This is a genomic window from Microbacterium sp. M (assembly GCF_045181065.1).
Classification (GTDB): Bacteria; Actinomycetota; Actinomycetes; order Actinomycetales; family Microbacteriaceae; genus Microbacterium.
Genome location: NZ_CP173721.1, coordinates 1,522,235 through 1,541,878, shown reverse-complemented (window position 1 = coordinate 1,541,878; position 19,644 = coordinate 1,522,235). Strand labels below are relative to the sequence as shown.

The window sequence follows — 19,644 nt, the reverse complement described above, 5'->3', positions numbered from 1 at the left end:
CGAGAGTAGAGGACGATCGCGCGCTCCCCCGCCGATCAGGCGAACGTCCGGGGAATTCGCCATAACGTTTTCATCACGCCGGACACGACGAAGACCCGGATCCTCTCCTGTGCGGAGCGGATCCGGGTCTTCGACGGATCAGAGGATCAGGCCTCGGTCGCCTCGGCCTCGGGCGCCTCTGCAGCGGCCGGAGCGTCGTCCAGGACGGGCTCGAGCGACAGCTTGCCGCGGTCGTCGATCTTCGTGATCTTCACGAGGATCTTCTGGCCGACCGAGAGCACGTCGTCGACGTTCTCGACGCGCTTGCCACCGGCGAGCTTGCGCACCTCGGTGACGTGCAGCAGGCCGTCCTTGCCCGGCAGCAGCGAGATGAAGGCGCCGAAGGTGGCGATCTTCACGACGGTGCCGAGGAACTGCTCGCCGATCTCCGGGTTGGTCGGGTTGGCGATCGCGTTCACCTGCGCACGAGCGGCCTCGGCCGACGGGCCATCGGTCGCGCCGATGTAGACGGTGCCGTCCTCCTCGATGGAGATCTGCGCGCCGGTCTCATCCTGGATCGCGTTGATCGTCTTGCCCTTCGGGCCGATCAGCTCGCCGATCTTGTCGACCGGGATCTGGACGCTGATCACGCGCGGCGCGGTCGGTGCCATCTCGTCCGGCGTGTCGATCGCCGCGTTGAGCACGTTCAGGATCGTCAGACGGGCGTCCTTCGCCTGCGTCAGCGCGCCGGCCAGGACCTCGGAGGGGATGCCGTCGAGCTTCGTGTCCAGCTGGATGGCCGTGACGAACTCGCTGGTACCGGCGACCTTGAAGTCCATGTCACCGAGGGCGTCCTCGGCGCCGAGGATGTCGGTCAGCGCCGCGTAGCGGGTCTGACCGTCGACCTCGTCGGACACCAGGCCCATGGCGATGCCGGCGACGGGAGCGCGCAGCGGCACACCCGCGTTCAGCAGCGACAGAGTCGATGCGCAGACCGAACCCATCGACGTCGAGCCGTTGGAGCTCAGCGCCTCGGAGACCTGACGGATCGCGTAGGGGAACTCCTCGCGGCTGGGCAGCACCGGCACGAGCGCGCGCTCGGCGAGGAAGCCGTGCCCGATCTCGCGACGCTTCGGCGACCCGACGCGACCGGTCTCACCGGTGGAGTAGGGCGGGAAGTTGTAGTGGTGCATGTAGCGCTTGCTCGTCACCGGCGACAGCGAGTCGATCTGCTGCTCCATCTTGAGCATGTTCAGCGTGGTGACGCCCATGATCTGGGTCTCGCCGCGCTGGAAGATCGCCGACCCGTGCACGCGAGGGATGACCTGGACCTCGGCATCCAGCGGACGGATGTCGGCGAGGCCGCGACCGTCGATGCGAATGCTGTCGGTGAGGATGCGTCCGCGGACGATCTTCTTGGTGACCGACTTGTACGCGGCGGAGAACTCGAGCGTCGCCACGGCCTGCAGCTCGCCGGCCTCGACGGCCGCGATCAGGTCGGCGTGGACGCGCTCCTTGACCGCGTCGTCCGCGCTCTGGCGCTCCTTCTTGTCAGCGATCTGGAAGACGCCGACGAGGTCGTCGTATGCGCGCTGCGCGACGAAGTCGTAGGTCTCCTGGCTGTACGGCAGGAAGACCGGGTAGACGCCCGGCTCCTTCGACGACGACGCCGCCAGTTCGGCCTGAGCCTTGACCAGCAGCGCGATGAACGGCTTGGATGCCTCGAGACCCTGAGCGACGATCTCCTCGTTGGGCTTGGTGGCACCGGCCTTGATCAGGTTCCAGCTGTTCTCGGTGGCCTCGGCCTCGACCATCATGATCGCGACGTCTTCGGTGCCATCGGCCTTCGTGACGACACGACCGGCGACGATCAGGTCGAACACGGCCTCTGAGACCTGCTCGGCGGTCGGGAACGCGACCCACTGGTCCTCGTGCTGTCCGCCACCCGGGATGAACGCCAGACGCACGCCGGCGACGGGACCCGAGAACGGCAGACCGGAGATCTGCGTGGATGCGGATGCCGCGTTGATCGCGAGCGCGTCGTAGAACTCGCCGGGTGCGATCGACAGAACGGTGATGACGATCTGGACCTCGTTGCGCAGGCCGTCGACGAACGACGGGCGCAGCGGGCGGTCGATCAGACGGCAGACCAGGATCGCCTCGGTGGAGGGGCGACCCTCGCGGCGGAAGAACGAGCCGGGGATCTTGCCGGCGGCGTAGGAGCGCTCCTCGACGTCGACCGTCAGCGGGAAGAAGTCGAAGCCCTCGCGCGGGTGCTTGCCTGCGCTGGTGGCCGAGAGGAGCATGGTCTCGCCGTCGAGGTACGCGGCGACTGCGCCCTGAGCCTGCTGCGCGAGGCGGCCGGTCTCGAAGCGGATGGTGCGGGTGCCGAAGCGGCCGTTGTCGAGAACGGCTTCCGTGGCGGTGATTTCAGGACCTTCCAAGAGGTCTCTCCTTCTTTGTTTCCTCTCGCGGGTCCGTGTGATCCGCGAGCGTGCATCGGAGCGGAGACGGAGAGTCCGGGCGCGCGGGCATTCCCGCGAATCTCACCTGCGCTGGCCACCAGTAGAAGATCACCCGACCCGTCGTGCCGAGGAACCCACCACAGGGGACCAGCTTCTCGCCGATTCCACTCCCTGCCAGCGTACCAGCGAGTACCGGGAATCCCGCGATCACACCAGGGAATCCGAACCCGTCGCGCGCGCCGTTCACCGCACTCGCGCCTCACGCAGGCTGGTCGAGCGGCCGATGTACACGTAGTCGTCGTGCTTGGCGACGCGTCCGTCGCCGGCCACGCGACCGCGCATCCGACGCCAGGCCCACGGAAGCGCGTGCTCGCGCCACCATGCTGCCCTGGTCGACGGCTCCGCATCGTGGAGCACGGCATCCAGAGCTCCGAGCGCCTCCGCGTGCGGAACGTCGAGGACCTCGCCGGCCCGGTAGGCGAGGAACCGATGTCCTCGACTGCCGAGATGGACCAGGTCCTCACCCCAGTTCGACCGGTCGGCGAGCGACGGGTGCAGATCGGTGTCCAGGAGCATGGCACCGGTGCGATCGGCGATTCCGGCGAGCGCGCCCGAGAAAGCGGCGAATCTTCGCGCGAAGAGCCCGGCCGCGCGGCGGTCAGGGAGGAACGGCGTCACCAGCAGCACGTCGGCGCCATCGGCGCGAAGCGTGCGAACCGCTCCCTCGAGCCTGGCCGCCAGTGCGCCGACGTCAGCACCGGTGCGGACCAGATCGTTCGCACCGACCAGGATAGAGACCAGATCCGGCCTCAGCTCCCGTGCCCGCTGCAGCTGCTCGCCGCAGACGTCGTCGACACGCCGTGAACGCACGGCGAGGTTCGCGTAGTGCAGCCCGCCTCGAGCCGCCAGCAGCAGTGCGAGCCGGTCCGCCCACCCGCGCAGCGCTCCGTCGGGCGCCGGGTCGCAGAGCCCCTCGGTCAGCGAATCCCCGAGCGCCACGAAACGACTCCATCGGCGTCCCGGATACGCCTGTGCCGGTTCCGGCCGACGCGTCCGCGGCGAGCGCAGCGACCGATCCACACGATGCAGGGTCGTCGCCTCCTCGAAGTGACCGAGCAGCTGCGAGCAGAGCGCCGACCAGCTGCGGCCGGCCACTGCCGTCCTGCCCGCCTCACCGAACGCCCGTCGTTTGCGCGCGTCGCCGGCGAGATCGGCCACGCGCATGCGCAGGTCGACGAGATCGCCGGGTCGGTACAGCCATCCGTCGATCCCCATCCGGACGAGATCGAGCGGACCACCGCTGCCGGTCGCCACGATCGGCACGCCGCTGGCGTGCGCCTCCTGCAGTGTCTGCCCGAACGTCTCGCTCTCCCCCGGGTGAACGAACACGTCGAACGACGCCATGGCGGTGGCGAGTTCGTCGCCGTCCAGATGACCGAGGAACGCCGCGCCGGGCAATGCCGCCTGCAAGCGGGCCCTCGCCGGTCCGTCCCCGACGACGACGAGACGCGCGCCTGGTATGTCCTGCAGGACGCGCAGATCTTCGACCTGCTTCTCCGCCGCCAGACGTCCGACGTAGCCGATCAGGACATCGTCAGCGGACGCGCGCCGCCAGGTTCCGTCTCGGCGGCGGGGGTGGAAGCGTTCGGCATCCACGCCCCTGCCCCACCGCCGGAGCCGATCGACGCCCAGCCCCTCGAGCTGTCGCTCCGACTCCGTCGAGGGTGCGAGCGTGAGGGTCGCCCTGCGATGCAGCCGGACGATGTGATTCTGCGCGAAGGACGTGGTCGCAGCCAGCCGGTAGCGCTCGGTGTACGCGGCGACATCGGTCTGATACGCGGCGACCGCCGGGACGTCCAGTCGGCCGGCGGCGAGCACTCCCCGCCAACCGAGTGCGAAGGGCGAAGCGAGGTGGACGACGTCGGGGCGGAAGCGCTCCAGGGATGCCGCCACGCGATGCGCGGTCACGGCTCCGACGCGCACGTTGCGGTATCCCGGCAGCGCGAGGCTCGGAACAGGCTCCACGCGCGCGCCGTGCAGGGAATCGGGGATGCCGACGGCATCCGGAGCGAGCACGTGGGCGACATGCCCCTCGTGCTCGAGGTGACGAAGGATCTGCAGGACAGATCCCGTCACACCGTTCATGTGCGGCAGGAAGGATTCGGTCACGATCGCGACTCTCACGGTGTCAGGATGCCGCGCCCGATCGCCGCGAACCGCTGGGAGCACCGGTTGTCGCGGAGAGTTCACCCGTTGCACGACTGCCGGTCACCCGCTATCCCCGATTCGGTTCCCGTTCACCTCGGAACGGCACAGTGTCAGCGTGATCACGGATGGCGTCGCCGAACTCGTCGCAGGCCCCTGGGCACTGGCAGTGATGTCGTTGCTGGTGCTGGGAGACGCCTTCTTCGTCGTCGTCCCCGGTGAGATCGCGGTGACGGCACTCGGTGCACTCGCGATCTCGACCGGCGCGCCGACGCTGTGGGCCGTGGTCGTCTACGCCGCGCTGGCCGCCATGGCCGGCGATCTGCTCTGCTATGCGATCGGGCGCTGGGCCGGCACCGATCGGTGGCGATGGATGCAGACCGAACGAGCGCAGCGCGCCCAGCAGTGGGCGCGAGGGCGCTTGGAGTCGGGCACGGCCGTCGTGCTGTTCACCGCTCGTTTCATCCCCTTCGCCCGCTTGGCGATCAACCTGGTCGCCGGGGCGACGCGCATCCCGCTGCCCCGGTACGGCGCGCTTGTCGCGCTCGCCGCGACGGGGTGGGCGGCGTACCAGGCTGCGATCGGCGCGCTCATCGCCGCGATCCTCCCCGGTGGCCCTGTGGTGGCCATCATCGTCTCCGTGATCTGCGCCGTCGCGATCGGCGCACTGATCGACCTGGTGCTGCGTCGACGCGCGCGCCGGAAGAGCCCCTCCCCCTCCGGGCCGACCTCCGACTAGGCTGGCGGCATGAGCACGCCAGACGACGCCGTCTCCTCTTCGGACGAGATGAAGCGCAAGTTCAAGGAAGCGCTCGAGAAGAAGAACGCGCAGAATCGTCAGGGAGAGGCACACCTGGACGGCGACTCCGCCATCCACGGCACGCACTCGGCCCAGACGCATCGCGAGTTCCGACGCAAGAGCGGTTGACCGCATAGAGAAGGCCGCCCCACTGGGGCGGCCTTCGTTCTGTCCGGCGGCGCTTCACTCCCCGGCGAGACCGCCGAGCAGGTGCCCGAACGAGCGGCCCTCGCCCAGATAGGTGGCAGGGTCGAACGGGTCGCCGGTGGCCACGGCATCCTTGCGGGCGATCGCGTCGGCGAGCTCCTTCGCACCCTTCTCCACCCGCTTGGCGAGCGGGGCGACGTCGTCGCCCCCGCCTCCCCAGTCGCTGGACGCCGCGAAGACGCCCGTTGAGACCGGTTCGGCATGCAGGTACGCGAACACAGGCCGGATGGCGTAGTCGATCGCGAGCGAGTGCCTGGCCGTGCCCGCGTTCGCCCCGATCAGGACCGGCTTTCCGGTGAGCGAGTCAGGATCCAGCACGTCGATGAACGACTTGAAGAGCCCGGAGTAGCTCGTCGAGAAGATCGGTGTGACCGCGATCAGGGCATCCGCGGAGACCACCGTGTTGATCGCGGTCTCCAGCGCTGGTGGAGCGAACCCGGTCAGCAGGTTGTTCGTGATGTCGTGCGCGAGATCCCGCAGCTCGATCACATCGACGCTGACCTCGATCTCGCGCTCACGAAGCAGGCGAGTCGTCTCAGCAGCCATCCGATCGGCGAGCATGCGGGTGGATGACGGGTTCGAAAGACCGGCCGAGACGACGGCGATGCGACGCGTTGCCATGTCATGCCTCCTTCCGGCCGAGGCCGAATGATGCACCCGCGGGCTGCGGAGTGTCCTGGTACGGGGACCCTGCGGTGAGGTTGTCACCGCGGTTCGCGCCGGGGCGCGCTTCGCGCACGGGCCCGTCGCCGTAGGCCGCAGCGACCAGCGACGCGTGCGTCGGAGCATCCGGAACGGCGGCAGGGCGGTTCTTCGCCAACTCCCGGCGCAGCACCGGCACGACCTCGCCGCCGAGGATGTCGAGCTGTTCGAGCACCGTCTTCAGCGGAAGACCGGCGTGGTCGATGAGGAACAGTTGGCGCTGGTAGTCGCCGAAGGTCTCGCGCATGGCGGCGTATCGGTCGATGACCTGCTGCGGCGAGCCGACCGTCAGCGGCGTCATCTCGGTGAAGTCCTCCATGCTGGGGCCGTGTCCGTAGACGGGCGCGTTGTCGAAGTACGGGCGGAACTCGTTCACGGCGTCCTGCGAATTCGCCCGCATGAAGACCTGGCCGCCGAGTCCGACGATCGCCGTCTCCGGCGCGCCGTGACCGTAATGCGCCCACCGCTGGCGATACAGCTCGATGAGCCGCTGGTAGTGCTCCTTCGGCCAGAAGATGTTGTTCGCGAAGAATCCGTCGCCGTAGTAGGCGGCCTGTTCGGCGATCTCGGGGGTGCGGATCGAACCGTGCCAGACGAAGGGCGCGACGCCGTCCAGCGGACGAGGTGTCGAGGTGAAGCCCTGCAGCGGGGTGCGGAACTTGCCCTCCCAGTCCACGACGTCCTCGCGCCACAGGCGGTGCAGCAGGTTGTAGCTCTCGATCGCGAGCGGGAGGCCCTGGCGGATGTCCTTGCCGAACCACGGATACACCGGACCGGTGTTGCCCCGCCCGATCATGATGTCGGTGCGTCCGTCCGACACGTGCTGGAGCATCGCGAAGTCCTCGGCGATCTTCACCGGGTCGTTCGTCGTGATCAGCGTGGTCGACGTCGAGAGGATGACCCGGTCGGTCTGCCCGGCGATCGCGGCGAGCGTGGTCGACGGCGAGGAGGACCAGAAAGGCGGGTTGTGGTGCTCGCCGATCGCGTAGACGTCGAGTCCCACGTCCTCGACGTGCTTCGCGATCGTGATCGCGTCCTTGATCTTCTGCGCCTCACTGGGCGTCTCGCCCGTGACGGGGTTCTGCGTGATGTCGCTGACGCTGAAGATGCCGAACTGCATCCCCGCTGTGACGGTCTGCTCGCTCATGTGATGCTCCGTGTTTCTCCAGAACGGATGCGGTGGCGTCCGTTTCTATTCACTTGAATGTATCTGTGTCAACGCGACGCGCACAACTTTATTCCCCGGATGTTCAGCCGGACGCCGGGTAGCCTCGGAGCATGAGCAGTGCCGCGCAGCCTCCGACCGGCCCCATCACCGGATCGACTCCGCGGCCCCGTCGCCGAGTTCCGTTCTGGGACAACGCCCGATACGCCTGCATCGTACTGGTGGTGCTGGGACATGCCATCCAGCGTCTCACCTACGACTCCGACATCGCCATGGCGTTGTACCTTTCGTTCTACGCCTTCCACATGCCCGCGTTCGCGATCATCGCCGGATACTTCTCGAAGTCCGCACCGCCGACCAAGCGACAGATGGCCCGCATCATCACCGACATCCTGGTGCCGTACGTCATCTTCGAGATGCTGTGGACGCTCACCAAGTGGCTCGTCGAAGGTCAGGCTTCTCCCAATCTCACCGAGCCGTCCTGGACGCTCTGGTTCCTGCTCGCGCTCGGCATCTTCCGGCTCGTGCTCCCCTACCTCGCCCTGCTGCGGTGGCCCCTGCTGTGGGCGCTGCTGATCTCGATCGGCGCCGGCTACCTGCCGAATGTGGACAGCACGTTCTCGCTGTCGCGGACCCTCGGCTTCCTGCCGTTCTTCGTGCTCGGCTGGTGGCTGCGTGAGCACGACATCGTCGACCGCTTCCGGCTGATCGATTTCCGACCATGGTGGTTGCGCGTCGTCGCGGTCGTGATCTTCGTGATCGACGGGTTCGTGGCGTGGAACTGGGTGGAGATCTGGTCGAGCGTCGACCTGGACAAATGGTTCTTCTACGACGATTCCTACGCGGATCTCGGCAGCGACGCCTGGTGGTCGGGCGGCGTGCGTCTCGCGCTGATCGCCGTCGGGCTGCTGCTGAGCGCGGCGTTCTTCGTCCTCATCCCCCGTCGCACCACCTGGTGGACCCAGTTCGGCCAGTACACGATGTACGTCTATCTGCTGCACTCGTTCGTGCTGTATCCGTTCCGCGAGTCCGGCATCCTGCGCGACGCGGAGCCGACCTGGCTGTGGTTGCCCAGCGTCATCCTGCTCTCCGTCGGCATCGCCGTGGTCCTGGCCACCAAGCCGGTGAGATGGCTGTTCCGACCGCTGGTCGAACCGCGACCGGCGTGGCTGTTCCGCGAACGTTCGCTCGTACCAGACCCCGCTCGGCGCAGCGACCCGACCGGGTCTCGGCGGCCGCGCACGTAGCATCGCGGTCACGCGTCACGCGAACAGCCCCGCGCCCACGAATGATCCGGCTTCTGCTCCCGGCGGGACCGCCCAGACGCCTGATCCGACATGCCGGATGTACTCGTTCATCAAATCCGTCGACAGCCGACGCTGCACCGTGATGAACTGCGACGGATCGCGCTGGTACGACAGGAAGAACAGTCCCGCATCGAGCCGGCCGAGCTCGTTGTTCCCGCCGACGTAGTTGAAGCCGCGCCTGAGGAGCCGGATGCCGTCGTTCGCGTCCGGGTGCGCGAGACGGACATGGCTGTCCGCGTCGATCGCGGTTCCGGAGAAGTCGGGTCGCGCGAACTCGTCGCCTCCGGACAGCGGAGCACCGTCGGCCTTGTCGCGCCCGATAATGCGGTGCTGCTCGGCCAGCCGAACGCGATCCCACGTCTCGATGAGCATCGCCACCTTGCGCGCGACGAGGTACGAGCCGCCCGCGAACCATGCGGGGCCGTCGGACTCTGACGCCCAGATGTGCGTGTTCAGCGCATCCGAATCGGTGCCGAGGACGTTGGCCGTGCCGTCCTTGAAACCGAAGAGGTTTCGCGGTGTGGCCTGATCCGTGCTGGTGCGCGACGTCCTGCCATATCCCAACTGCGACCAGCGCAGGCGCGCGCGGCCGAACGCGATCCGGGACAGGTTGCGGATGGCGTGCACCGCGACCTGCGGGTCATCCGCGCACACCTGGATACAGAGATCGCCGTCGCTCTCGGCCGGGTCAAGGTCGTCGCCGAGGAACGCCGGCAGCCTTTCGAGCGCCGCCGGGCGCCGAGTCGCGATCCCGAACCGGTCGCCGTCCTCGCCGCCGAACAGCGTCGGGCCGAAGCCGAAGGTGATCGTCAGCGCCGCCGACGGCAACCCGAGCGCCTCGCCGGTGTCATCCGGCGGCGCCTCGGGGTCACCTCCCACCGCGCCGGTCGCGCTCACCTCGAGCCCCTGGGTCAGGCGCGCCGCGGCATACGACCAGTCCTTCATCAGTGAGATGAGGTCGGCTCGTTCTGCGCGCGGCATCATGTCGAAGGCCGCGAAGTGCAGGTGCTCCTGCACCGGCGTCGCGATCCCGGCCTGATGCGCACCGAAGAACGCGTGCGGCGAAGCGGGCTCGGCCGCGGCGTTCGCGAGCGACGCCCCGACCGCGGCGCTCGCACCGACACCGGCCACGAGGCCGGCAGCCCCGGCGCCGAGCGCGATCCCGAACAGGCCGCGACGGCTGACACCCTGGACCGACTGTTCGGACGGCGACTGCTCGCTCATGTCAGGAAAGCACGGTGCCGGTGAGCTGCGACAGCGGCTCGGCCAGCGCGTTGATCAGGTCGGTGAGCTCTCGCTTGTCGTCATCGGTCAGCTCGTCGTAGGAGACGAACCCCTCGGAGAGGGATCCCTGCTCGGCCAGCACGGATTCCAGGTCCGCGTAACCGGCATCGATCTGTTCGACCATGGCCGCCCCGTCCTCGCCCTGGGCGATGGCGAGGTCGCGCACGAGCGAGAACGCCATCTTCGATCCTTCGACGTTCGCGGCGAAGTCCCACAGGTCCGTGCCGGACCACCAGTCCTCCTCACCGGTGATCTTGCCGGTGGCGACCTCGTCCAGCAGGGCGATGGCGCCATTGGAGATGCCGGCGATCCCCTGCGCGTCGAGCGCATCGACGAAGTCCGAGGAGTGCACGTAGTCGTAGAGCTCCTGAACGTCGGCGAGCAGCATGTCTCCGTAGTCGGCGCGTTCGGCGACCGTCGACGGCGCCCAGTCCTGCCAGGCGGGCGTCACCGCGTCGGCGTTCAGCGCGTCCTCGGCGGGAATCCAGAGGTCCTTCTCGATGCGATGGAATCCGGTCCAGTCCAGGCCTTCCGCCACAGCATCCACCTCTCGGTAGTCGATGCGCGGATCCAGATCGCCCAGTGATTCGGCGACCGGCTCGATGCGCTCGTAGTACGCACGCGTCTGCGGGAACAGCTCCCGAGCGGTCTCGTCGTCACCGGACTCGTACGCGGCGACGAACTCTTCTACCGAGGGAAGCAGGCGTCCGACCTGATCCTTCACGAACGCCGCATAGAGGTCGACGGCCTGCTGCTTCTGCTCGGCGTCCTCCCCCTCGATCGCAACCGTCTCACCGGTCACGGTGAAGGCGGATCTGCCGACGCCCTCGCCGATCATGCCCGGCTTGCACAGGGTGTAGTACTCGCCGGGCTGCGCCACGACGGTCAATGTGCGGGAAGCAGCCGGTGCGATGTTCTCGACCTCGCCGACGATGCGCAGGCCGTCCTCCGCCAGCAGGTAGAACTCGGTGACCTGGTCGGTGTCGTTGACGACCTCGAAGGTCACGGTGCCGCTCGCGGTGGACGCGTCCGAGACCTCGCACGAGCTGTCGGTCGATGAGACGGTCAGGGCCGAGGCATCCTCTGCGTCGCTCTTCGCGACGCAGCCCGAGAGGACGAGAGCGGCGGTTCCGGTCGCCGCCAGAATGCCGAGCAGTCGAAGGGAAGTGGTCATGATGCTCCTTGGGTGATGGGCGGTGCGGATGCCGAAACCGCAGCATCCGCGCCGGAGGGCGTGCGCCGCGCCAGGCCGCGCAGGTAGAACGAGCCGACGACGCCGACGTACAGCGTCCAGGCGATGACCTGCAGCCAGGTCATCGCCGGCATGAATCCGAAGACCGCCTGCAGCACGGCGGCCGGCGCACCGCCTGGCGCGATCACGGCGCTGATGTCGAAGGCCCAGCCGAACGGGAATCCGGTGAACCCGACGGCGACCGCGCCGGTGGCCCGATCGATCGGCGCGCCGGCGGTGAACGGGCCCGGCAGGACGCCGGCCTCCTGCAGGTCCATGACGGCGTAGGCGAGGACGCCGGCTGCGACGACGACGAGGAAGGCCCCGGTCCACGCGAAGAATCGACGAAGGTCCAGGCGCACGGCTCCACGGGCGATCAGGACCCCTGCGACGGCGGCGCACGCGAGACCGAGGACAGCACCGAGCAGCGCCTGCGGTGCGCTGCCGAACGACTGCACCATCGACCACAGCAGCAGCGTCGTCTCGATGCCCTCCCGCGCGACGGAGACGAATCCGATGAGCACGATCGCCCACATCCCGCCCGTCGCGAGCGCCCGGTCGATGCCTCCCTCGAGCGCGTTCTTCATCGTGCGTCCGGCCCGTTGCATCCAGAAGATCATCCAGGTCACCATCGCGACCGCCAGCAGGGAGAGAATTCCGCCGATCAGCTCCTGCGCGACGAAGGTCAGCTCGTACGCCCCGAACGTGAGCACGGCGCCGACGCCGAGGGCGAGTGCGACGGCCATGCCGACTCCGGCCCACAGCCGCGGCAGGACATCGCCGCGTCCGAGCCGCGACAGATAGGCGACGAGGATGCCGACCACGAGTGCGGCCTCGAGACCCTCGCGCAGGCCGATGAGGAAGGTCGCGAGCACGGTGGGGACTCCTCGGAGACTTGAGTAAGGGATGCCTTACCTAACCGAAGGTACCACGCAGGCGGGCAGCCGGCCTGCGCTGCTGCGGTAACGCGGCGCAACACGGCTCGACGCCCTCGACGAACCGGGCTTAGCCTCGGGTCATGGCTGATCTGAACCTTCCGATCCTCGACCTGTCCCGCCTCGATGCAGGCCCCGAGGCCGCTGCGCGGTTCCGCGAGGATCTGCGCGCCGCGACGCACGATGTCGGATTCTTCTACCTCACCGGCACGGGCGTGTCCCCTGAGCTCACCGCACGCCTGCACCGCGCCGCTCTGGACTTCTTCGCCCTCCCCGAGGCGGACAAGCTCGCGATCGAGAACATCAACAGTCCGCACTTCCGCGGATACACGCGCGTGGGCGGAGAACGCACCCAGGGCCAGGTGGACTGGCGTGAGCAGATCGACATCGGTCCGGAGCGACAGGTCGTCGACGGCGGCCCGGCCTTCAACCGCCTCATCGGCCCCAACCTGTGGCCTGCCGCCCAGCCCGAACTGCAGGAGGTCGTGCTGGAATGGCACGCGAAGCTCAGCGATGTGGCACGGAAGCTCCTGCGCGCGTGGGCGCTCGCACTCGGCGCGGACGGGGATTACTTCGAGGCGAACTTCGGCGAGCCCTCGACGCTGATCAAGATCGTGCGATACCCCGGCACGCATGAGCCCGAACCGCAGCAGGGAGTCGGGGCGCACAAGGATTCCGGCGTCCTGACACTGCTCTGGGTCGAGCCGGGCAAGGGCGGTCTGCAGGTCGAGCGCGACGGCGAATGGGTCGCCGCCCCGCCGGTCGACGGCGCTTTCGTGGTGAACATCGGCGAACTGCTGGAGTACGCCACCGGCGGGTACCTGAAGGCCACGAACCACCGCGTCATCTCTCCGAAGGCGCCCGAAGAGCGCATCTCCGTGCCGTTCTTCTTCAACCCGGCGCTGGACAGGAAGCTGCCGATCATCGATCTCCCGGCCGAACTCGCCGCTCAGGCCACCGGTGTGACGCAGGATCCGCGCAACCCCATCCACAGCCTGTACGGCGAGAACGCCCTCAAATCGCGCTTGCGCGCCCACCCCGACGTCGCTGCGATCCACCACGCGGATCTCGTCGGGCAGAGCGCCTGACGCCGACACCGCTGAAGCATTCATAGCCGATCGGATGACGCGCGCGCGGCAGCGGATCTGGGATGCTGATCGTCCCATCCGCCCTGCGAAAGGCTCCGAATGCTTGCCCGAAACCATCCCAGAGGCCGACGATCGATCACGAGCGCACTCCTGACCACCGCCGTCGCTCTCGCTGTGCTGACCGCCACCGGCTGCACCGCCACCGCGACACCGGAGCCGGGCGCCGACCATGACCCCACCGCCGCCCTGTGGGAGGCCATCGCGAGAGACGATGTCGCGAGCGCACAGCAGACGATCGATGCCGGCGCCGACCTCGAGTCACGCGGCGAAGGCGATGCCACGCCGCTGATCGCTGCGACGAAGGCCGGCCGCACAGAGATCGCGCTCGCCCTGCTCGACGCTGGAGCGGACCCGAACGCGCAGGACGCCATCCACGACTCCGCCTTCCTGTACGCCGGCGCCGAGGGCCTCGACGACATCCTGCGGGCGACGCTCGCCCACGGCGCCGACGTGGCCAGTACGAACCGCTTCGGGGGGACGGCCCTCATACCCGCGAGCGAACACGGACACGTGTCGACGGTGCGCATCCTCATCGACGCAGGAGTACCGCTGGATCACGTCAACGACCTGGGCTGGACCGCGATCCACGAGGCGATCGTGCTCGGCGACGGATCTGCGGATCAGGTCACCACCGTACGTCTTCTGCTGGAGGCAGGAGCGGACCCGACCCTCGCGGACGGCGAAGGGACGACACCGCGCGAACTCGCCGCACGGGCCGGTTTCGACGACATCGTCACGCTGCTCGATGCGGCGTCCTGATCAGAACGGACACCGCGCATGACGAAGGCCTCCCCACACCGGGTGGGGAGGCCTTCTCAAGAATGTTCTGCGCGATTGTACGCTGGCTCGCTCCGCGTTATCGGCGAAGGCCCAGGCGTGCGATCAGCGAGCGGTAACGCTCGATGTCGACGCTCTGGAGGTAGCCGAGCAGACGACGGCGCTGACCGACGAGCAGGAACAGGCCACGACGCGAGTGGTGGTCGTGCTTGTGCTCCTTGAGGTGCTCGGTGAGGTCCTTGATGCGCTGCGTCAGCATCGCGGCCTGCACCTCGGGGGATCCGGTGTCACCGGGGTGCGTCGCGTACTCTTCGATGATCGCCTTCTTGACGTCTGCTTCCAGTGCCATAGATTCGATCCCCTCTCTGCTTGTTGCGCGGCGCCCGACGCCTGATGCGTGGGCTCTCTTTATCCGCGGCCGATCGAACGGCAACTGAACGAGTCTACCAGCCTGCGGGCGAAGCCGTGACGTTCGCAGGCCGATAGCCTCGGAAGGTGCCCTCCGCCCTGATCGACCTGCGCCCGTTCCGGGCCAGCGGCGCCTTCACCCGGATGTGGATCGGCTCGACGCTGGCTGGGCTCGGCGGTCAGCTCACGATCGTCACCGTCATGCTGCACGTGTTCGAGTTGACGCGCAGCACGTTCGCAGTCTCCATGATCGCGTTCGCCGGTCTCGTGCCGATGATCCTGGCCGGCATCTACGGCGGAATGCTGGCGGACGCGTTCGACCGACGCACGGTGGCGCTCGTCGCGGCGGTCATCACCTTCGCGTCCACGGCCATGCTCGCTGTGCTCACCTGGACGCAGCTGGAGACCATCTGGTGGCTGTATGCGCTGAGCATCATCAACTCCGCCGCGAACTCGGTCGGCATGGCGACGCGCACGGCGATCGTGCCACGGCTGCTCCCGCGCGACCTGCTGGCCGCGGCATCCGCACTGAACGGCGTCACGATCGGACTCATGGTCATGGTGGGGCCGGCGCTCGCAGGCATCCTCGTCGCGACGACCGGCTACGGCTGGACCTACACGATCGACGTCGGGCTCATGCTGGCCATGTTCCTGGGGCTGTGGACACTGCCCGCGCTGCGCCCGGAGGGACCGGTCGCGCGGCCGGGTCTGGAATCCCTCGTCGACGGCTGGCGATTCCTCAGGCGCGCCGGGAACATCCGGATGCAGTACCTGCTGGACATCATCGCCATGACGTTCGGTCAGCCGCTGGCCCTCTTCCCCGCTCTGGGAACGGTGCTGCTGGGCGGTGGTGCCGTCACGACCGGAGTCCTGACGGCCGCCGTCGCGGCCGGAACGTTCCTGTCGAGCCTCTTCTCCGGCCGCGTCGTGCGATATCGCTGGCACGGCCGCGGCATCCAGCGCGCCATCAGCGTGTACGGGGCATCGATCCTGGCATTCGGCCTGGTGCTGGTGCTGGGTACGATATCGCCGCCCGCGACGGAGGCCTCCCCGCGCGTCGCGCTGATCATCCTCGCGTGCGTGACTCTGGCCGTCTCCGGCGCCGCCGACAACATCAGTTCGATCTATCGGAACACCATGATGCAGGCCGCCGTGCCGGATGGCATCCGAGGCCGCCTGCAGGGGATCTTCATCGTCGTCGTCGCCGGTGGCCCGCGTCTCGGGGCTCTCTATGCGGGTACGCTCGCGACCCTCACCGCACTGTGGTTCCCTCCGCTGCTCGGCGGCATCCTGGTCATCGTGCTCGTGGCGATGCTCGTGCGGCTGCACCCGCGTTTCCGCGCCTACGACGCAGAGAACCCCGAGCCCTGAGGGGCTCGGGGTTCTCCGGCGACGCGATCAGTCCTGCTGGAGGGATCCCTGCAGGTCGAGGTTGATCGTGATGTCCTTGCCGACGAGGACGCCGCCGGTTTCGAGAGCGGCGTTCCAGGTGAGACCGAAGTCCTCCCGGTTGACCGTGGTGGTCGCCGAGGCGCCGGCCTTGTAGTTGCCCCACGGGTCGACGCCGAAGCCGCCGAAGTCGAACGCGAAGCTGACCGGCTTCGTGGTGCCGCGGATGGTCAGGTCGCCGTCCACGAAGAAGTCTCCGTCCTCGACGCGGGCGCCGGTGGAGACGAACTCGATCGTGGGGTGGTTCTCGGCGTCGAAGAAGTCGGCAGAGCGCAGGTGCGTGTCGCGGCCCTCGTCCTTGGTGTCGACCGACGTGACGTCGACGCTGGCCGTGACCTTGGCATCCAGGGGGTTCTCCGGAGCCACCAGGGTCGCGCTCTTCATGCCGAAGGTCCCGCGGACCTTCGAGATCATCATGTGGCGGACGCTGAAGGTGACCTCGCTGTGCGCGGGGTCCAGAACCCAGGTTCCTGCGCGGTAGCCGGGAACGTCGATGGTGGTCATGTGCTCTCCTCGAGAAAGTCGGGCCGCGTGCGCGGCGTTCGATACAGGGTAACTCGTATGCGCGTGAATATATTCCGAACAGTTGATGACATGACGAAGGCCCCCGTCCCGATGGAGACGGAGGCCTTCGAGCGATCAGCCGACGGCGACGAGATCGATGATGAAGATCAGGGTCTTGCCGGAGAGGAAGTGGCCGGCGCCCGCGGGTCCGTAGGCGAGGTGCGGCGGGATGACGAGCTCGCGACGTCCGCCGACCTTCATGCCGGGGATGCCGTCCTGCCAGCCCTGGATCAGACCACGCAGCGGGAACTGGATGGTCTCGCCGCGGCCCCAGGAGGAGTCGAACTCCTCGCCGGAGTCGAACTCGACCCCGGCGTAGTGCACGGTCACGGTGTCGCCGGGCTTGGCCTCGGGGCCGTCGCCCTCGATGATGTCTCGGACCACGAGCTCCAAAGGAGCGGGACCGGCGGGAGCGTCGAACTCAGGCTTCGTGCGATCAGTCATGCCTCCATACAACCCGAGGCCGGATCGACGGTCAACGCGACGGGACGTGCCCAGAGCGAACAGATCGGCACCGGGTGCGGACAGACTCAGCGCCCGGTGCTGCGGCGATGCCTGCATGACTCCCGGGCGCTGAGTTGATCTGAGACCAGGGTGCACCCGGTCATGATCGGTGTCAAGTACCTGATGCGAGATCAGTACGCCAGCAGCGCCGCCCTCGCGGCCCTGGTGCGCATCAGCAGGGCGCGCTCGTCCTCGGCCGCATACGCGTCGCGCCCCGTGATCGCTCGCTGGCGGACGGCGGCGAGCGCGGTGGCGTCCTTGATGAAGCCGCGCATGACCGGACGCCGGTCGCCGCGCAGCGTCGCCGCCCATCTGAGCCCGACCTTGCGCCCGGCGGGCGTTGCGAGCATGTCGATCTCCTGCGGTGTGAACCATCCGGCGACCGCGTACTCCGACAGGCGCTCCCTGGTCAGGCGCGCCTCCTCGCGCTTGAGCGCGACGATGCCGAGGATGAAGCCGACGAACAGCGGCACCTGCAGCGTCACGTACAGCAGGAAGAAGTTCGCGAACGTCGCCGAGCCGTTCCAGAAACCGTGCAGCAGCATCGCACCCAGCAGGCCGAGCGCCCCGGCGCCCAGCACCCCGCCGACCGAGGCCCCGCGCCGGGCGGCGAATCCGATCGCGAATCCGGTGAGGGCGGTGAACATCGCGTGCGCGAACGGCGACATGAGTCCCCGCAGCACGAACGTCATGGTCAGCTGCTCTCCCCCGCCCTCGATCAGGCTGATGGCGAAGTACTGGATGTTCTCCGTGAACGCGAAGCCCGCGCCCACCAGTGCCCCGTAGACGATCCCGTCGACGGGACCGTCGAACGTGCGTCGTGCCATCAGATAGATGAGGAAGACCCCCAGGCCCTTGAACAGCTCCTCGACGATCGGCGCCTGGATCACCGCCGCCGTGTCGAGGTCGTCCACGCCGAACATCACATCGACCAGCAGCGTGAGCCCGACGGCCGCGATCGCTCCCCAGGCGATGGCGAAGATCACGATGCGTTTGGGCTCTGGCTCCCAGCGGTCGATGAGGCGCACCCCGAAGAAGACGATCGCGAGCGGGATCAACGCCAGCACGAGTCCGATGATCGATGCCACGGAGCCCAGCGCCCAGACGAAGTAACCGGCGAGGGCTATCAGCAGGAAGCCGAGAACGCCGAACAGCCAGATCGAGACAGTGCGCCCCTTCCGCACCGGCATCGGCAGCTCGGGGATCGCCGGAGCCGGAGCGGGTGCCGCTGGGGCTGCGGGCGGCGTGTAGACGACGGGCTGGGCAAGTGCCGAGGCATAGACGGGGCGACCGAACTGCGCGGGCGCGTACTGCGGTTGCTGCGGCGGCGCGTACAGAGGCCGGGGTGCAGCCGGCTGCGGCACCTGCTGCGCCTGCGGCGCGGCGGGCGCAGGGCGCGGCGGTGTCCGAGGCTGCGCGGGCGGCGCGTACCGTGGCTGCGGAGGCTGACCGTACGGCGCATGCGGAGCCTGCGCATATCCCTGCGGCGGCGGGACCTGCTGCTGCGGCGGGACGGGCGGCTGAGCCGGTGGCGGCGTGTAGGGCTGCTGAGGCTGGTCGGATCCTCCGGAGGTCATAGGTAGAGCCTAGAGCCACCGACACCCGCCGCCGCCGGTGCTCCGGGTAGCGTAGGAGCATGCGATTCGCCCATCTGGTGCGTTCCGACTCGCCCGACGCCGCGCTCGCGGTCATCGACGGTGCGGACGCGATCCTCGTCTCCGATCTCCTCGACAATGCTCCCGCGACGCTGCAGCACCTCATCGAGGCCGGCGATCAGGCACTGGATGCCGTGCGGGCCGCTCTGGCGAAGGGCACCGCACCACGGCATCCGCTCCCCGGTTTCGGGTGGGCCTCCGCGATCATCAACCCGCCCGTCGTCCTCGCCGTCGGCCTCAACTACGCGGCGCATTCGAGCGAGCTCGGGCTCAAGACCGACACAGCCCCGACGGTGTTCACACTGTGGCCCAACTCGCTCACCGGCCACGAGCAGACCACCGGCTGGCCGCGATCGCTCAGCGAATCGGTCGACTACGAGGCCGAGCTCGGCGTGATCATGGGGCGCCCCGCGAAGGACGTCTCCGTCGACGAGGCGCTCTCCCATGTCTGGGGTTACACCGTCGTCAACGACATCACCGCCCGCGACATCCAGTTCGCCGAGGCGCAGTGGTCGCGATGTAAGTCGTTCGACGGCTTCACGCCGACGGGTCCCGTCGCCGTGACCGCCGACGAGGTCGCGGATCCGCAGGATCTGCACATCTGGACGGTCGTCGACGGCCGCACGGTGCAGGATGCGTCGACGGGACAGATGGTGCGGTCCGTGGCGAAGCTCGTCGCCCATCTGTCCCAGTCGATCACTCTGCTGCCCGGCACCCTCATCTCCACCGGCAGCCCGGGCGGCGCCGGCTACTCGCGCGACCCCCAGATCTTCCTCCGCGACCGATCGACGGTTACCGTGGGCATCGACGGCATCGGCGAGCTCACGACGCACTGCCGGATCTACGACTGAGCCTCCGGA

At 68.3% G+C, this 19,644-nt stretch carries 18 protein-coding genes; 7 read left to right on the top strand and 11 right to left on the bottom strand.

The annotated features are described in order from the left end of the window. Window positions 1-146: 146 nt before the first annotated feature. A complete protein-coding gene (locus tag ACI7YT_RS07275) occupies window positions 147-2,423 on the bottom strand; it encodes a polyribonucleotide nucleotidyltransferase (protein ID WP_406249854.1) in 2,277 nt (758 codons plus the stop codon). A gap of 264 nt (window positions 2,424-2,687) precedes the next feature. Further along, window positions 2,688-4,613, bottom strand: coding sequence for a GDSL-type esterase/lipase family protein (locus ACI7YT_RS07270; RefSeq protein ID WP_406249852.1), 1,926 nt, complete (start codon window positions 4,611-4,613; stop codon window positions 2,688-2,690). Window positions 4,614-4,767: 154 nt separating this feature from the next. Here ACI7YT_RS07270 and ACI7YT_RS07265 point away from each other — a divergent pair, with 154 nt between their 5' ends. Both ACI7YT_RS07265 and ACI7YT_RS07260 read left to right on the top strand, forming a co-directional pair. Beyond that, window positions 4,768-5,388 carry a DedA family protein gene (locus ACI7YT_RS07265; RefSeq protein WP_406249850.1) on the top strand — a complete coding sequence of 207 codons (621 nt, stop codon included), beginning with the start codon at window positions 4,768-4,770 and terminating at the stop codon, window positions 5,386-5,388. 9 nt (window positions 5,389-5,397) lie between these two features. Beyond that, window positions 5,398-5,577: a DUF5302 domain-containing protein gene (locus ACI7YT_RS07260; RefSeq protein ID WP_406249849.1), complete on the top strand. Its 180-nt coding sequence runs from the start codon at window positions 5,398-5,400 to the stop codon at window positions 5,575-5,577. A 54-nt stretch (window positions 5,578-5,631) separates the two neighbouring features. Here ACI7YT_RS07260 and ACI7YT_RS07255 read toward each other — a convergent pair whose 3' ends face one another. Together ACI7YT_RS07255 and ACI7YT_RS07250 are read right to left on the bottom strand one after the other, a co-directional pair. Then, complete coding sequence (locus tag ACI7YT_RS07255; RefSeq protein ID WP_406249847.1) at window positions 5,632-6,276, bottom strand: FMN reductase; 645 nt, start codon at window positions 6,274-6,276, stop codon at window positions 5,632-5,634. 1 nt (window position 6,277) lies between these two features. Next, the gene (locus ACI7YT_RS07250) at window positions 6,278-7,504 is read right to left on the bottom strand and encodes an LLM class flavin-dependent oxidoreductase (protein ID WP_406249846.1); all 1,227 of its coding nucleotides are present in this window, start codon (window positions 7,502-7,504) and stop codon (window positions 6,278-6,280) included. A 131-nt stretch (window positions 7,505-7,635) separates the two neighbouring features. On the opposite strand from ACI7YT_RS07250, the gene ACI7YT_RS07245 reads away from it, so the two are divergent. Next, window positions 7,636-8,769, top strand: a complete 1,134-nt coding sequence (locus ACI7YT_RS07245) for an acyltransferase family protein (RefSeq protein WP_406249845.1) — start codon at window positions 7,636-7,638, stop codon at window positions 8,767-8,769. 15 nt (window positions 8,770-8,784) lie between these two features. Here ACI7YT_RS07245 and efeB read toward each other — a convergent pair whose 3' ends face one another. Genes efeB through efeU form a run of 3 tightly spaced genes read right to left on the bottom strand, consistent with a single transcriptional unit; the run spans window position 8,785 to window position 12,219 of the window. Continuing rightward, the gene (gene efeB / locus ACI7YT_RS07240; protein WP_406249843.1) at window positions 8,785-10,053 is read right to left on the bottom strand and encodes an iron uptake transporter deferrochelatase/peroxidase subunit; all 1,269 of its coding nucleotides are present in this window, start codon (window positions 10,051-10,053) and stop codon (window positions 8,785-8,787) included. A 1-nt stretch (window position 10,054) separates the two neighbouring features. Further along, window positions 10,055-11,287 (bottom strand): iron uptake system protein EfeO, encoded by a 1,233-nt coding sequence (efeO, locus tag ACI7YT_RS07235; RefSeq protein WP_406249842.1) that lies wholly within the window; start codon window positions 11,285-11,287, stop codon window positions 10,055-10,057. Further along, window positions 11,284-12,219, bottom strand: a complete 936-nt coding sequence (gene efeU / locus ACI7YT_RS07230; RefSeq protein ID WP_406249840.1) for an iron uptake transporter permease EfeU — start codon at window positions 12,217-12,219, stop codon at window positions 11,284-11,286. Before efeU ends, efeO begins: the two co-directional genes overlap by 4 nt. Before the next feature lie 143 nt (window positions 12,220-12,362). Here efeU and ACI7YT_RS07225 point away from each other — a divergent pair, with 143 nt between their 5' ends. Continuing rightward, entirely contained in the window at window positions 12,363-13,367 is a 1,005-nt protein-coding gene (locus ACI7YT_RS07225; RefSeq protein WP_406249839.1) for an isopenicillin N synthase family dioxygenase, read from the top strand. A gap of 99 nt (window positions 13,368-13,466) precedes the next feature. Next, window positions 13,467-14,186: an ankyrin repeat domain-containing protein gene (locus ACI7YT_RS07220; protein ID WP_406249838.1), complete on the top strand. Its 720-nt coding sequence runs from the start codon at window positions 13,467-13,469 to the stop codon at window positions 14,184-14,186. Window positions 14,187-14,283: 97 nt separating this feature from the next. Here the strand turns inward: ACI7YT_RS07220 and rpsO are convergent, their stop codons facing one another. Then, window positions 14,284-14,553 (bottom strand): 30S ribosomal protein S15, encoded by a 270-nt coding sequence (gene rpsO / locus ACI7YT_RS07215; protein WP_017203073.1) that lies wholly within the window; start codon window positions 14,551-14,553, stop codon window positions 14,284-14,286. A 146-nt stretch (window positions 14,554-14,699) separates the two neighbouring features. Between rpsO and ACI7YT_RS07210 the strand changes: the two genes are divergently transcribed. Beyond that, window positions 14,700-15,983 carry an MFS transporter gene (locus tag ACI7YT_RS07210; protein ID WP_406249835.1) on the top strand — a complete coding sequence of 428 codons (1,284 nt, stop codon included), beginning with the start codon at window positions 14,700-14,702 and terminating at the stop codon, window positions 15,981-15,983. Window positions 15,984-16,010: 27 nt separating this feature from the next. On the opposite strand, the gene ACI7YT_RS07205 is transcribed toward ACI7YT_RS07210, so the two are convergent. From ACI7YT_RS07205 to ACI7YT_RS07195, 3 genes are all read right to left on the bottom strand, one after another. Then, window positions 16,011-16,565, bottom strand: coding sequence for a YceI family protein (locus tag ACI7YT_RS07205; RefSeq protein ID WP_406249833.1), 555 nt, complete (start codon window positions 16,563-16,565; stop codon window positions 16,011-16,013). A gap of 135 nt (window positions 16,566-16,700) precedes the next feature. Then, the gene (locus tag ACI7YT_RS07200) at window positions 16,701-17,069 is read right to left on the bottom strand and encodes an FKBP-type peptidyl-prolyl cis-trans isomerase (protein WP_406249832.1); all 369 of its coding nucleotides are present in this window, start codon (window positions 17,067-17,069) and stop codon (window positions 16,701-16,703) included. A 191-nt stretch (window positions 17,070-17,260) separates the two neighbouring features. Further along, window positions 17,261-18,706: a PrsW family intramembrane metalloprotease gene (locus tag ACI7YT_RS07195; protein ID WP_406249830.1), complete on the bottom strand. Its 1,446-nt coding sequence runs from the start codon at window positions 18,704-18,706 to the stop codon at window positions 17,261-17,263. Between the two features lie 59 nt (window positions 18,707-18,765). Here ACI7YT_RS07195 and ACI7YT_RS07190 point away from each other — a divergent pair, with 59 nt between their 5' ends. Next, window positions 18,766-19,635, top strand: a complete 870-nt coding sequence (locus tag ACI7YT_RS07190; protein WP_406249829.1) for a fumarylacetoacetate hydrolase family protein — start codon at window positions 18,766-18,768, stop codon at window positions 19,633-19,635. Window positions 19,636-19,644: the final 9 nt, after the last annotated feature.

Excerpts from the sequence above, each read along its gene's own strand:
- ACI7YT_RS07260 (WP_406249849.1), top strand. The coding sequence starts at position 5,398 with ATGAGCACGCCAGACGACGCCGTCTCCTCTTCGGACGAGATGAAGCGC.
- ACI7YT_RS07255 (WP_406249847.1), bottom strand. The coding sequence starts at position 6,276 with ATGGCAACGCGTCGCATCGCCGTCGTCTCGGCCGGTCTTTCGAACCCG.
- ACI7YT_RS07250 (WP_406249846.1), bottom strand. The coding sequence starts at position 7,504 with ATGAGCGAGCAGACCGTCACAGCGGGGATGCAGTTCGGCATCTTCAGC.
- ACI7YT_RS07245 (WP_406249845.1), top strand. The coding sequence starts at position 7,636 with ATGAGCAGTGCCGCGCAGCCTCCGACCGGCCCCATCACCGGATCGACT.
- efeB (WP_406249843.1), bottom strand. The coding sequence starts at position 10,053 with ATGAGCGAGCAGTCGCCGTCCGAACAGTCGGTCCAGGGTGTCAGCCGT.
- efeO (WP_406249842.1), bottom strand. The coding sequence starts at position 11,287 with ATGACCACTTCCCTTCGACTGCTCGGCATTCTGGCGGCGACCGGAACC.
- ACI7YT_RS07225 (WP_406249839.1), top strand. The coding sequence starts at position 12,363 with ATGGCTGATCTGAACCTTCCGATCCTCGACCTGTCCCGCCTCGATGCA.
- ACI7YT_RS07220 (WP_406249838.1), top strand. The coding sequence starts at position 13,467 with ATGCTTGCCCGAAACCATCCCAGAGGCCGACGATCGATCACGAGCGCA.
- rpsO (WP_017203073.1), bottom strand. The coding sequence starts at position 14,553 with ATGGCACTGGAAGCAGACGTCAAGAAGGCGATCATCGAAGAGTACGCG.
- ACI7YT_RS07205 (WP_406249833.1), bottom strand. The coding sequence starts at position 16,565 with ATGACCACCATCGACGTTCCCGGCTACCGCGCAGGAACCTGGGTTCTG.
- ACI7YT_RS07200 (WP_406249832.1), bottom strand. The coding sequence starts at position 17,069 with ATGACTGATCGCACGAAGCCTGAGTTCGACGCTCCCGCCGGTCCCGCT.
- ACI7YT_RS07195 (WP_406249830.1), bottom strand. The coding sequence starts at position 18,706 with ATGACCTCCGGAGGATCCGACCAGCCTCAGCAGCCCTACACGCCGCCA.
- ACI7YT_RS07190 (WP_406249829.1), top strand. The coding sequence starts at position 18,766 with ATGCGATTCGCCCATCTGGTGCGTTCCGACTCGCCCGACGCCGCGCTC.